Origin of the sequence: Methylobacterium brachythecii (assembly GCF_014196345.1) — a bacterium.
GTDB classification, from domain to species: domain Bacteria; phylum Pseudomonadota; class Alphaproteobacteria; order Rhizobiales; family Beijerinckiaceae; genus Methylobacterium; species Methylobacterium brachythecii.
In genome coordinates, this window is record NZ_JACIDN010000005.1 from 347,724 (window position 1) to 361,025 (window position 13,302).

The following is a 13,302-nucleotide window of genomic DNA, read 5'->3' on the forward strand; positions in this document are numbered from 1 at the left end:
ATGGCGGCAGCGGCCCATGTCTCTCCCCAACGAAGGCTTGCGAGTTTTGAGTTGTTACAGCCGAAAGGCGATCCCCACTCCCTGCCACATGACGTACAGCTGCATAGGCGGTTGACCTACAAGGACAGGGAACACGGGGTCCCAGACGGCCCCCATGGGGGGAGTTTCGGCCGGTCCCGGTAAGGTATCCCTCTAAAATTTTTACGCCAGAAACATCCGACGTCCCCGAGAGTTCTGCCACCCAAATTGCTGAGAGCCATCAGCCGGATGCGAGTTACTGGCGCTTCAATTGCGAAGGACCCAGCCTAGACCAATACAGGAATGAGCTTCGACCCTGAAGATCGCCGCCCGCACACCTCGTGCAATGAAGCTGTCGCCCGATAGCCTCGGCAGTAAATACTTGAAACAACAACAGTTACTCCAAAAAACATTAGCACTTCTCAGATAAAACTATTATAATTTGACAGTAGTCATCACTCCGTGACCACTAAGATTGCACAGTCGCGGATCGACTAATGATCTTCATAACTAGATCGGCAACCTCCTCTGGATTACCTCGCTTCATGAGGCGCCTGAGATCAGCGTTAGATGGCTTGCGAACGCCTAAGTGCTGACGCGAGCCGGAGCCAACGAGTTGAAGGGCAACGGCCTCCGCGACCCCTCCCGTCGATCCAATAGGGATAATTAGAGAGCCCCTTTCCGCCGCCGCCCTCCATTCTTCCCAAACTCCATCGGCCTTGATGGGGGTTTCATCGCCGAGCTTGGCGCCGCCGAGGATGACCACGGTGCCCGATACCCTGGCCATCTCCGACCTTAACGCGGCCCACTGGCTCCGATTGGGCTCACGACCTTCCAACGGCTGGGGAAATGGCCTTACGAGGAGGCGGCGCTCCAGGTCCCAACTTCCGGTTTCCTGAAGGGCATCGAAAAAGCCCGAAATGGTGGCCGGGCCGATGGTGAGCCCAGACCCGTTGACGAGAGCGAAACCGGCGACGCCGAGCCTGTATCCGAGCGCGCGTGCCACTGCGATGTTGAATTCGGTCTGGTCTTGGTGAAGGCCGGTGACCGGCCAGCTTCCGCTGACCCAGACCCGATTGTTCGCGACCCGGCGCTCAACCTCAAGCAGAAGCTCGTCAATCTCTCCGTAACTCGAAACCTCGACCACATGCAGCCCGTAGCGCAAAAGGTCTTCTGCCCAATGCTTATGTTGGATGTGGCGGGCCTCGAACTCTTTCTTCGTTTTGAAGTCCTTGCGCTGCGGTGGCCGCACGATTGCGAAGTGTTCTGGCGGTGTCGTCGTAAATGCTTCTCGTATCAACGATAGGACGTGCCTGACATTCGGGTCCGTGAAGCTCAAGCCGACGAAGAGCATTGAGAAGCTCGTCATGTGAGCCTGGAGCAAGGGCAAGAACGCCCCGCGATTGACGCGATAGAGCTCATAATCGTCGGTTGCGATGACGATGTCGTTCAGACGGTCGATCGTGCCGTGCATCTTGAGCAGGCGAGCCGCCCCTGGTCGTGGCCGGATTGATAGGTCATCCGCCCCTGATACGGCCTCCAACGGACGGTTTATGGCCTCAAACGCTCGCTCGATCAGCCGGTCGTAGTTCGTCGTCCAAATGTTGCGCAGTGGTAACCGTGCCACGACTTCGAGGGCAGGCGGCACCTTCCTGTCTGGCTTGATGTGGTCGCGGATGACGCCCAGAACGCGCGTCTTACCCGACGACTTGCGAACGCTCCATTGAGCCAGCGCGGCCAAGTCGTGCACGTCGTCTGTCGCAACGCCTAGCTCATCGCCGATGTCCTGAAGCAGTTGGCGCCACGTCGGGTAGCCCGCCCCTGTGGAGACCCCAGCCCCTATAAAGATGGCGGCCTGATCGTCTATGAGAGCCTTAGGATACTCCTCAAGGAAACGGCGTCGCGTATTCATGAGTAGCGGGACCGCGTGGTGATTGCGCTCTCGACCCAAGCGGCGATGTTATTCCGGATAAAACCGTAAACGCCTTGGCTGTCTACGCCGACAGGGTCGTGCAACGGCACGATTGAAGAGAGCGGCGTCCCGTTGACGTTGAAAGCCGCAAATGGGTTTGCGCCCGCCGTCGCCGACTGGCGCTGATTGTTCAGAAGGCGGTGCACGCGTATCCCGACCACGCCTCTCCGATCATTCCAGGCCTTCTCGATCTCGTATTTGATCCAGGGCCTACTAGCGGTTTCAGAACCAACAAGGACAACAGCGCAACTGCGCCCGGACATCTGATCGTCGATCCATCTCTTGATCGCTGCATCACCGCCACGCTTCACTGCTTCCCAATCGTTATCTGATAGCTCGGAGTTGCCTTCGAGGGCGCCCATTTGTCGAACTTGGGAGGCTCGCCAGTGGTCGTTCTTAAAATGGAAGCTGTAGAAGACTTTACGTGCCATGTCCCCGTCCCGTGCTCCATTAGAAGGTGCATTCGCCGTTCAACCATAGATTGGGAAACGCACACAAGCCAAGCCGACACGGTCGCTTTCGTAGTTCGATGACAGCGAGTGCACGGCGAACGGCAAAGTCAGGAAGGGGGCAAGGATGATTTGCACCCCTGCGGGTCGCTTCCGCTACCCGCGCTGCTGCACTCAGAAGCGAACTGCCAAAAATCCGTTCGCTGCCGGCATTGTGGGTTATTATCCGAGGAAGAGTTTTCCGTCTCTTGGGAGCGTCTTCAGCTACTCCGCGTTCATCAGCGCTATGGCCCTCTCTTGGTCTTCTTGAAGACACCGCGATGAGTGCCCCGAGACCGCGAGCAAGTGATCGCGCACCCTTGCCAAAGGCGGCCCCTCCAGGCACAACACCTCTGTACAACAATCAACATGGCCGGAAGCGAAAAAGCCTTTTAGATCAATAGTTCGCGTGGCTCAGGGCCCGGTCCTTTCCTGGGCACCATCAGTTCGCTAGGCGACTGATCCGCATAAACGTTCAGTCAGATCATGTGGTTGGCTAGGCCGCTGTGCTACACAGCGGCGCTACACATGGTCCTTCAGATGTCTCGGCCCCATCTCCTCCCCGCACGAACATTTGTTGGCTCAGGAAGCGAATTCCAGCCGATCTCGTGGCTGTCTTAGGCCGCAGGAAGGAGGTGCCTTCAGCCTCCGCGCACGCGATCCGGATGAAGCCGACGACACGAAGCTAGGCGGCTGGAACGGGCAGATTTTTGCCTGTCTGCTTCCGGGAGGCTGAACCCGAGAGGCTGACGTTCACTTCCACGCCGACTGACGGCTCTGCGCCCATCTCAGACACGCAGGAGACATCTCGCGGCTCCCGGAAGTGGATACTCGGCAGAATTTCGGACGGCGGCGCAGCCGCTCCATCATTCAGTCCTTCGAGAGGTTTGGTCGCAGGATCGTCAGCATGCGCTCCGCAGACGTACCGGGAGGGAAGAAGCCGAGATAGCCGCCAGAACGGTCCATCAGGTAGATGGAGGCAGAGTGGTCTATGGTGTAGTCGCTACCCCCAAGCGCGACCTTCTCGTAGAAGACCTTGTAGGAATCGGCAGCGGCGCGAACGGCCTGAGCGCGACCCGTGAGGCCGATGAGGCGTGGATGGAAATTGGCCACGTATTCGGCGAGACGCGCAACCGTGTCCCGCTCGGGATCGAGCGTCACGAAGAGCGGCTGAACCTGATCGCCCTCTGCACCTAGAAGCGTGATCGCCTGCGCGATCTGCTGCAGATCTGTCGGGCAGATATCCGGGCAGGACGTGAAGCCGAAATAGACGAGCAGGAGCTTCCCGCGGAAATCCGCGTCCGTGCGCGCGTTCCCCTCGTGATCGACGAGCGCGAAGGGACCGCCGATCGGCTCGCGGTTCCACATCAACACGTCCATCAACTCGGCAGCCGTGCGACGAGGTGACTCCGCACCCAAAACTGCGGAAGCCCCGACCATCGTCAGCAGCACTGCGCAGGTCGCGATCTTACGCACCGAACGTCAGCCGGCTGCCCGTCGTCGGCACGAGAACGTTGGCCGGCATCTGGGCCTGCGCTTCGAGTGCGAAGTTCAGCCCACTGCAATGCATTGGAATCACGACGTCGGGCTCGAGCTTTCTGATCTCGGCGACGACCTCAGTGAGATAATCCTTCGGCGCCGGACCGAGATGGAAGCCGCCGACGATCGCGTGCACCTTTTGGACACCAGAGACTTCTTGCGCCTGCCGGACCGAGTTCACGATCCCGACATGGCCGCAGGAGCTGATCACCACGAGGCCCTTGTTCTTGATGTTGAAGCAGGTCGCGTGCTCGTGGACGTGCTCGTCGGGAATGATCTTTCCTTCGAGTTCGGCCGCCGAATAATGGGTCGCGTCGCAGCCGAGCCCATCCTTGATGCCGCGCTGGACGAAGGTGTTGGGCAAGATGCGCTCGATCGAGGAGCGCTTGATGTGGCCCGTGGTGAAGGCGTGTCCCGCCACCACCGTCGGCGTCTCGCAAAGGACCGTCGTGATCCGCCTTGCCGCCAGTTCGCGGCGGTCGAGTTGGCCGAAATCTGTGAACTGGCCCTGCACGCCGGTTGGGCTGACCCGATGGCAGAAGTTGTCTTCGCCACCGGCATAGAGCTTCACCCCGGGCGCGAGCTTGTCCCTGAAGCTGTCGAGGAAACCGGTCAGACCGCCGTAATGGTCGTGATGGCCGTGGCTGACGATCAGCGCATCGATCTTGGTCGGGTCGACCTTCAAGATCTCGATGTTGTTCAGAAGCGCGTCGGGGCTGTAGCCGAAATCGAGCAGGATGGTGCGCGCTTCGTCCGCGCGCTGCGTTTCGACGAAGAGCGACAGTCCCCACTGGTTATGCAGCACCTTCCGATAGTCGCTGCCGCGGCCATTGCCCGGGGGCTGATGCACCACGCCCTGGACCGTGCTCGGTTTCAGGAACTGATCATGGGCGGAGTCGATCAGGACCCGGAGGCTCAATTTGTCGACCGTGGGGATCTCGATCTGCGCAGCGCGCGCGACCTCGACGCACGAGAACCCAGCGGCTCCCGTGGCAAGAGCAGCCGAGGCTTTCAGAAAGCCGCGCCGGTCCAACACTCCAGCCATGTCTGCCGACCTCATCTGCATATTGAATGCCATTCAATATAGCCGAGGTTGCCGGAATGAGCGTTCTTTATTTCGCCTTCCTAGCGAAAGGATTTGCCTAAGTTACACCACCTCCCGGGAGAGGATCACCTCATGCCCGATCGGTCCCCTTCGGGTGCTTGTGGATCGGATCGACCCAGTAGACGGATTCAGGCCGCTCGACCGGATCGACGTCGGGCAGGTTGACCACCACCGCCTCGTTGTCCGAGCGCACCAGCACGCAGTGCAGCGGCTCGTCGGTGGAGGCGTTGATCTCCTGGTGCGGCACGTAGGGCGGCACGAAGATGAAGTCGCCGGGGCCGGCCTCGGCGACGTATTCGAGCCGTTCGCCCCAGCGCATGCGGGCCTTGCCCGAGACGATGTAGATCACGCTCTCCAAGGCGCCGTGATGGTGGACGCCGGTCTTGGCGTCGGGCTCGATCGCCACCGTGCCGGCCCAGATCTTCTGGGCACCGACACGTGACCTGACCGGCTGGATTTGGACCGGGCTGATTGAGAGGATCAGCCAGGACCGAAGGAGTCAGACATGCGGCGAGGTCAGAAGACGAGCGCGGAGCAGGTCGTGCTGAAGCTGCGCCAGATCGAGGTGCAGACAGCTCAGGGCAAGAGTTTGTCGCTGGCGTGCAAGGAGGCGGAGATCTCCGAGCAGAGCTATTACCGCTGGCGCAAGGAGTACGGCGGCCTCCAGATCGATCAGGCCAGGAAGATGAAGGATCTGGAGCGCGAGAACGCGCGGCTGCGGCGGCTCGTGGCCGACCTTTCCCTGGAGAAGCAGGTGCTGGCGGACGTCGCCTCGGGAAACTTGTAGCCCCGGAGCGACGCCGGCAGGCGGTCGACGGCATTCGGGAGAAGTACGGCCTCTCGGAACGCCACGCCTGTCGGATCGTCGGCCAGCACCGCGGGACGCAACGCTATGTGCCCTCCGTGCTGGCCGACGAGGATGAGCTGCGCCGCGCCGTCATTGCCCTGGCGTCCGAGTACGGGCGCTATGGCTACCGCCGCGTCACCGCGCTGCTGCAGGCAGACGGCTGGCAGGTGGGCAAGGATCGGGTTCAGCGCATCTGGCGTCGCGAGGGGCTCAAAGTCCCCCAGAAGCACCGACCGCGCAGCCGCCTCTGGCTGAACGACGGTTCTTGCGTGCGATTACGGCCGCTCCGCCGCAATCACGTCTGGAGCTTCGACTTCGGGCAGGCCCAGACGCACGACGGGCGGAGCTTGCGCATCCTGACGTTGATCGACGAGCACAGCCGGGCGTGTCTGACGCTGAAAGTGGCCCGGCGCATCAACAGCGTGGGGGTGATCGAGGCGTTGGCCGACGCCATGTGCTTGCACGGCATCCCGGAGCACATTCGCTGCGACAACGGCCCTGAGATGGTCTCGAAGGCACTGCGCAAGTGGGTCGCCGAGACGGGGCCGCAGATCCAATACATCGCGCCGGGTTCGCCGTGGGAGAACGGGTATTGCGAAAGCTTCAACGGCAAGCTTCGCGATGAGTGCCTGAGGCAGGAGATCTTCTACTCACTGAAGGAAGCGCAGATCGTAATCGGGCTCTGGCAGAACACCTACAACCGCGTCCGGCCGCATTCGTCGCTGGGCTATCGGCCGCCCGCGCCTGTCACATTCCCGGATCTGGCCTTCCGGCTACCCATGGCACTGGCCATGCAGTACCCTCTCACTCGGCTCGGTCCAAAATACCGGTCAGGTCACCTATTTGCCGTCGATGAGAAGATGGCGCTCCTTGTCCAGCCACGCGCGTATGTTGGGCGGCAGAGTCGGGGAGGCTGAGGGAATGTCGGCACGAATGTTCATGACGTATCTCCCGAATGTTTTGCGATGTCGATTCGCTCGCAGCGCAAGACTAAGCCGCTTCGATCTGAAGCATCAACCAAATGACAAAGACTAGAACAGATCTAGAATCCGAAACGGCCAAGCTGTACTCTGAGATGCTGCCCTCTCGGCCGAGCTTTGTCGTGCGATCGATGCGGCGTACATGAGCGGACATAACGCTCGCGGCCGGCGCGGCAACTCCGGCAGCCGATCCCGACCCCGGCGACCCGGTCTCACTTCTCGCGGAACGCCCGCCGTGCCTGATCGGCCAGGGGCTTGGTCAGATAGGAAAATACCGTGCGATCGGCGGTGCGGATGAAGGCTTCCACCGGCATGCCGGGCATCAGCCGGGCCCCGTCGAGGCGGCCGAGCTCGTCCTTCGAGACGCCGAGCCGGACGAGGTAATAGTAGCTGCCCGTCCGCTTGTCCTCGCTGACGTCGGCGGCGATGCGGGTGACGCGGCCGTTCAGTTCGGGCGTGGTGCGCTGATCGAAGCTCGGGAAGCGCAGGCCGGCGGCCTGCCCGAGGCGCAGGCGATCGATGTCCTGGGGCGCGACGCGGACCTCGACGACGAGAGAATCGGCGGTGGGCACGATCAGCATGATCGGCTCGCCCGGCGAGATCACGCCGCCGCGGGTATGCACCGTGAGTTCGTGCACGTATCCGCCCTGCGGCGAGCGGATGTCGATGCGCTTCAGCTGGTCGAGGGCAGTGATCTTCTGCTCGGTCAGGGTCGCGGCCTTGGCGCGGATCTCGGCGAGTTCCTTGGCGACGTCGCTGCGCAGGTTCTGCTCGAGCTGGATGATCTGCAGCTCGGTCTCGGAGATCTTGCCCTTGGTCTGGGCGACGTTCGCGACGAGCAGGCCGCGCTCGCCCTTCAGCCGTGAGATGTCGCGTTCGAGGGCAGTGAGACGTGTGAGCTGGATGAGGTTCTTCTTCCAGAGGTCCTGCACACCCTCGTATTCGCGGTTGATGATCGTGGATTCCTGCTCCTTGCCGGCCGCCTGCTCGGTGAGACCCTTGATCTCCTCCCGAAGCTGGCCGATGCGCTCCCTCAACTGGGACTTCTGCCCCTCGCGGGCGTCGCGCCGGAAGTGGAACAGCCGGCGCTCGCCTTCCACGATGCGGGCGACGTCCGGGCCGGCGTCGGTCAGAGCGGCGGGAAACGTGACCTCGTCGAGCCCGTCGCGCTCGGCCTCCAATCTCGCGCTGCGGGCGGACAATTCGAACAGGCTCTTGCTGACGCTGTCGTAGGTCGCCTGGGCGGTGGTGGCGTCGAGCCGGATCAGCAGGTCGCCGGCCCGAACGCGCGCGCCTTCCTGCACGTTCAGCTCGGCGACGACACCGCCGGTCGGGTGCTGGACCTTCTTGATGTTGGTCTCGACCACGAGCGAGCCGGTGGCAATGATCGCGCCGGAGAGGTCGGTGGTGCCGGCCCAGGCCCCGGCGCCCGTCGCCACGGCGATCACCGCGAGCACGCCGGCCATGTGCCGCCGCAGGGAGCGGCGGGTGCCGCGGGTGAGATCGGCTTCGCTGCTCATGCGACCCTCGCGGGCTGCTGCCGGGTGAGGGCGCCGAGCTTCGCGAGCACCTCGTCGCGCGGCCCGTGCAGTTGGACGCGGCCGTCTGCAAGGACCAGGATGCGGTCGACCGCCGTCAGGGCGCTCGGCCGGTGCGCGACGAGGACGACGATGCCGCCGCGTGCCCGCACCGCCTGCACGGCCGCGGCCAAAGCCCGGTCTCCCTCGACGTCGAGGTTGGAGTTGGGCTCGTCGAGGACGACGAGGAAGGGGTCGCCGTAGAGCGCCCGCGCCAGGGCGATGCGCTGCCGCTGGCCGCCGGAGAGGCCGAGGCCGCCGCTGCCGACGCGGGCATCGTAGCCGCCGGGCAGGCGCAGGACGATCTCGTGCACACCGGCCGCCCGCGCCGCGGAGAGCAGGGCTTCGGGATCGGGCTCCCGGTCGAACCGGGTGATGTTCTGGGCGATGGTGCCGTCGAACATCTCGATATCCTGCGGCAGGTAGCCGACGGCGCGGCCGAGCGCGTCCGGGTCCCATTGGTCGATCGCAGCCCCGTCGAGGCGGATGACGCCGCGGCTCGCCCGCGCCAGGCCGACGAGGGAGCGCGCGAAGGTCGACTTGCCCGAGGCGCTCGGCCCGATCACGCCGAGCGCGCTGCCGGGAGCGAGGGCGAGGCTGACGTCATGCAGAGCCAGCGTGTCGCTGCCCGGGATGGCGACGGAGAGCGCCGTCACCCGCAAGCTCTCCCGCGGTGCTGGCAGGGGTGTCGGGTCCACCGCCGCCTTGCGCGGTAGGAAGGCGACGAGACGGGTCCAGGCCTGGCGCGCCGCCGAGAACGACTTCCAGTTGGCGATGGCGAGGTCGACCGGCGCCAGCGCGCGGGCCGAGAGGATGGTGGCAGCGAGCATCACGCCGGCCGTCGCCTCCTCGCGCACCACGAGATAGGCACCGAGGCCGAGGATGCCGGATTGCAGCACCGTCCGCATCAGCCGCGCGCTCGCGCCGAAGCCGATCGAGAGGTCGTTGCCGTAGCCGGCGACGTCGAGGTTTTGTTGCGCGCGTTGCTGCCAGAGCTCGGCGATCCGCGAACGCATGCCCAGCGCCGAGAGCAGCGGCGCGGTGCGATGCGCCATGTCGGTGAAGGAGCGGCGCTCGCTTCCCGCCAGCACGGCCTGCCGGGACGGGCCGGCCTGCGCCCAGTCGGTGAGGATCGTCAGCCCGCAAAGCACGACGGCGCCGCACAGGATAGTCAGGCCGATCCAGGGGTGAAACAGGAAGCAGACGGCGATGTAGAGCGGCACCCAGGGCAGGTCGAAAAAGGCCGTGAAGGCCATGCTCGACAGAAAGCCGCGCACAGTATCGAGGTCGCGCAGGGCCTGGGGGCCGTCGTCGGTGCGCGGCATCTCGCAGCCGCGGACGAGGAGGTGCCGGAAGATCCGGTCGCCGAGCCGCTCGTCGACGAGGCGTCCGAAGCGCGACAGGATGCGCGCGCGAAACACCTCCAGCGCACTCTGCACGAGGAAGAGAACCAGCGCGATACCGGCGAGGCCGACGAGGGTCGCGAGGCTGCGGCTGGGCAGAACCCTGTCGTAGACCTGGAGCATGAAGACCGGAGCGGTCAGCATCAGCAGGTTGATGAGGCCGCTGACGCCGACGACCATCAAGAGGGCGCCACGGCCTGCCCTCACGGCGCTCCAGAATTCTCGGGATTTGGCCAGGCGCAGCACACGGTCTTCGCTCACGTCACGGTTCCAGATCGAGGGAAGAGGCGCGGCGCGTCAGGCCGGGATGTCAGCAGCGCCCCCGCCGCAATCGGCGGCGAGGGCTCGTGTGCTCAGAGGCCGAGCAGGTGCAGGCCGCCGGTGGACGAGTGCGGCGTCGGATCGGTGTGGTGCAGATCCGTGTGGCCACCGAGATCGATCGCGGCGAGGCCGAGATCGAGCCCCGTATGCTGCGTGGTGTCGGCGCTCGTCGACCCCGAGGTGGCGTTGTGGACGAGGTCGAGGGCGTGACCGACGAGCGAGTCCGCTCCGCCACCGCCCGTCGTCGGCAGCGGCAGGCTGTCACCGTTGAGCAGGCTCGCGTTGATGAGGCTCGGCTGATCCGCGCCGACACCGATCGCGCCCAGTTGGATCGCGTGGCTCGCGTCGGATGGCGGTGTCAGCACGCTGACATTCGCGACCGGCGCCGAGGTGGTGGGACCGGCCGAGATGTCGATCAGCGGATGGGTGCCGTCGGCGCTGCCGCCCCCCAGGCCACCGAGCAGAGAGGTCACCGGAGAGAGCAGGCCGCCATCAGACGAACCGCCTCCCGTCACGCCACTGAGCAGACCGGTGACGGGAGCCAGTAGCCCGCCGCCGGACGAGCCGTCACCACCGCCGGTGACGCCGTCCAGGATCGACGTCACGGGCGAGAGGATGCCGCCGGTCGAGCCATGGTCACCGCCGGTCACTCCATCCAGGATCGAGGTGACCGGAGAGAGCAGGCCTCCGGACGAGCCATCGCCCGTCACACCGCCCAGGATCGCGGTCACGGGCGAGAGCAGACCACCGCCGGCCGACCCGTCACCGCCTCCGGTGACACCGCCGAGGAGAGAGGTGACGGGAGCGAGGATGCCATCGACGGGTGAGCCCTGGTCGCCGCCCGTGAGGTCGCCGAGGATCGAGGTCGCGGGTGAAAGGAGGCCGCCAACCGAACCGTCGCCACCGCTCGCCAGACCGCCGAGCACCCCGGGAACGCTGCCGACGACACCCGTAGCTGCGCCCACGACGTTGCCGAGGTCGCCAACCACGTGGTCGAGGCCGCCCGCGACGTCTCCGCTCAGGATACTTCCAGGCAGGTCGGCGACGTCGGTGAGCAGATTGTTGCCCTCGCCGAGGGCACCGAGACCGACCGTCGTGCCGAGATTGATGACTTGATGGAGTGGGTCGTTCAGGAGCGGCATGTCGTGGCCGACGTTCTCCAAGTTCGCATGAATGGCATCGATCGGCCCGTTGGCGATGTTGGCGACGGGTAGGAGCAGCCCGTCGCTGCCGAGCAGATTTCCGGTGAGGCCGCCGCCATCGCCGGTCACGCCGCCGAGGATCGCAGTGACCGGGCTGAGCACGCCGCCATCACTGGTCAAGCCGCCGAGGAGTGAGGTCACGGGCGAGAGGATACCGCCGTTTCCGGCGAGATCACCGACGAGGCTCGTCGGGACGTGCAGCACGTCCTGCAGCAGGCCCGTCGCCGACCCCAGGACGGTGCCGAGATCGCCTACCACCGGCGAGAGTGCGTCGATGCCGTGGCCGCCCAACAGGTTGCCGGGGAGCGCCACGACATCGGTCAGCAGGTTCCCAGGGGTTCCGAGCTGGCCGCCGAGCCCCAGGCTATCGGTCAGCCCGTTCACACCGTGCAGCGCATCGCCGAGCGGCGAGACGCTCTGCCCGATACCGTCCAGCGCTTGATGCAGACCGGATGCCGTACCGTTCACGACATCGGAGACGGGGGCGAGCAGGCCGTCGGCGGCGAGCGGGTTGCTTCCGGCGACGGCCCCGGTGAGCGAGCCGACGAGACCGTCGGCGGCGCCGAGAACGCTGCCGATATCGGTGAGCGCCGGCGCGGCCGAGGCCAAGCCGCCTCCGTCGAGGATCGATTGGGGCAGATGGATGAGGTCTGTGAGAAGATGATCCGGCTCGCCGATCTTCCCGAGGCCGATGGTCTCGCCGAGGTTGGTCAGGGCATGGATCGGGCCGTTCAGCGGTGTGATCTGGTGGCCCGTATCCTCCAGCGAGGCGTGCACGTCGAGAACGGCATCATTGGCGTTGGCGATCACCGGACCGAGCAGCCCCGATGTCCCGGAATCGGTCGAGGTCAGGTCGGGGCCGCTTTCGACCGTCGAGAGGATGGGCCCGAGCACCCCGAGTTCGCCGCTCGAGAGCGCCGTCGATGACATCAGGGCGTCGGGCGCCGTCAGCCACTCGAAAGACCGTCCTGGTTGGCCGAGTACGGAAAATAGGGATGTCGACATGAGGATCCTCCACAGATGAAGGATCAACTCGACCAGGCACTCAAGGTTCTCATCAATATCAACAGCGTTAAAAACTGGTTGATTCGAAATTTAAACTTCCGATATACGCATGTTCTGCAAATATGATTTCCATTCGAAACCAATATCTGCGAAGGACACCCCGCATTTTCTTCTCTGCGCAGGCGAATTTTACCTGAGTGCCGCATCAATCGCGCGGCCTTCGAACCCGATGACGTCAGACCGTCTCCCGTCGATCTCGCCTAAGGTCGCTTGTGGATCGGATCGATCCAGTGGACGGTCTCGGGCCGCTCGATCGGCTCGACGTCGGGCAGGTTGACCACGACCGCCTCGTTGTCCGAACGCACCAGCACGCAATGGAGGGGCTCGTCGGTCGAGGCGTTGATCTCCTGGTGCGGCACGTAGGGCGGCACGAAGATGAAATCGCCGGGGCCGGCCTCGGCGACATATTCGAGCCTGTCGCCCCAACGCATGCGGGCCTTGCCCGAGACGATGTAGATCACGCTTTCCAGTGCGCCGTGATGATGGACGCCGGTCTTGGCGTCGGGCTCGATCGCCACCGTGCCGGCCCAGATCTTCTGGGCGCCGACGCGGGCGGCGTTGATCGCAGCCTGGCGGTACATGCCGGGGGTCTGCGCAGTGTTGGGATCGAGCCGGTCGCCCGGGATCACGCGCACGCCGTCGTGCTTCCAGCGCTCACGCGCGTCGGCCGAAGCGCCGGCCTCGGCGGGGTGAGGGTGCTCGTGATCGTGGTGATGGCCGTCGCCGATATCGTGCATTCCGTCCTCGTCCTGGCCACCTCGGATGCGGCAGTGGTCGCGTCGAAC

9 protein-coding genes and 1 pseudogene are annotated in these 13,302 nt (G+C 64.5%); 1 reads left to right on the forward strand and 9 read right to left on the reverse strand.

The features are described 5' to 3' along the window. Positions 1–487: 487 nt before the first annotated feature. The 5 genes and pseudogenes from GGR33_RS15285 to GGR33_RS15305 all read right to left on the reverse strand — a co-directional run. The gene (locus GGR33_RS15285; RefSeq protein ID WP_183506667.1) at positions 488–1,930 is read right to left on the reverse strand and encodes an SIR2 family protein; all 1,443 of its coding nucleotides are present in this window, start codon (positions 1,928–1,930) and stop codon (positions 488–490) included. After that, a complete protein-coding gene (locus GGR33_RS15290; protein ID WP_183506669.1) occupies positions 1,927–2,421 on the reverse strand; it encodes a TIR domain-containing protein in 495 nt (164 codons plus the stop codon). Before GGR33_RS15290 ends, GGR33_RS15285 begins: the two co-directional genes overlap by 4 nt. 927 nt (positions 2,422–3,348) lie before the next feature. After that, positions 3,349–3,918: an SCO family protein gene (locus tag GGR33_RS15295; RefSeq protein WP_246413191.1), complete on the reverse strand. Its 570-nt coding sequence runs from the start codon at positions 3,916–3,918 to the stop codon at positions 3,349–3,351. Between the two features lie 28 nt (positions 3,919–3,946). Beyond that, a complete protein-coding gene (locus tag GGR33_RS15300) occupies positions 3,947–5,062 on the reverse strand; it encodes an MBL fold metallo-hydrolase (protein ID WP_183506671.1) in 1,116 nt (371 codons plus the stop codon). A 130-nt stretch (positions 5,063–5,192) separates the two neighbouring features. Next, a pseudogene (locus GGR33_RS15305) lies at positions 5,193–5,564 on the reverse strand (cupin domain-containing protein); the annotation flags it as partial. 63 nt (positions 5,565–5,627) lie between these two features. Here GGR33_RS15305 and GGR33_RS15310 point away from each other — a divergent pair. Beyond that, a protein-coding gene (locus GGR33_RS15310; protein WP_246413163.1) for an IS3 family transposase occupies positions 5,628–6,886 on the forward strand; the annotation gives its coding sequence in 2 pieces (ribosomal slippage) (positions 5,628–5,895 and positions 5,895–6,886; 1,260 coding nt in all). Between the two features lie 275 nt (positions 6,887–7,161). On the opposite strand, the gene GGR33_RS15315 is transcribed toward GGR33_RS15310, so the two are convergent. The 4 genes from GGR33_RS15315 to GGR33_RS15330 all read right to left on the reverse strand — a co-directional run bounded on the left by GGR33_RS15315 (position 7,162) and on the right by GGR33_RS15330 (position 13,254). Beyond that, complete coding sequence (locus GGR33_RS15315) at positions 7,162–8,469, reverse strand: HlyD family type I secretion periplasmic adaptor subunit (RefSeq protein ID WP_183506673.1); 1,308 nt, start codon at positions 8,467–8,469, stop codon at positions 7,162–7,164. Beyond that, the gene (locus GGR33_RS15320; RefSeq protein WP_183506675.1) at positions 8,466–10,190 is read right to left on the reverse strand and encodes a type I secretion system permease/ATPase; all 1,725 of its coding nucleotides are present in this window, start codon (positions 10,188–10,190) and stop codon (positions 8,466–8,468) included. Before GGR33_RS15320 ends, GGR33_RS15315 begins: the two co-directional genes overlap by 4 nt. A gap of 92 nt (positions 10,191–10,282) precedes the next feature. Beyond that, positions 10,283–12,457, reverse strand: coding sequence for a hypothetical protein (locus tag GGR33_RS15325; RefSeq protein ID WP_183506677.1), 2,175 nt, complete (start codon positions 12,455–12,457; stop codon positions 10,283–10,285). Between the two features lie 260 nt (positions 12,458–12,717). Further along, complete coding sequence (locus tag GGR33_RS15330) at positions 12,718–13,254, reverse strand: cupin domain-containing protein (protein ID WP_183506679.1); 537 nt, start codon at positions 13,252–13,254, stop codon at positions 12,718–12,720. Between the last annotated feature and the right edge of the window lie 48 nt (positions 13,255–13,302).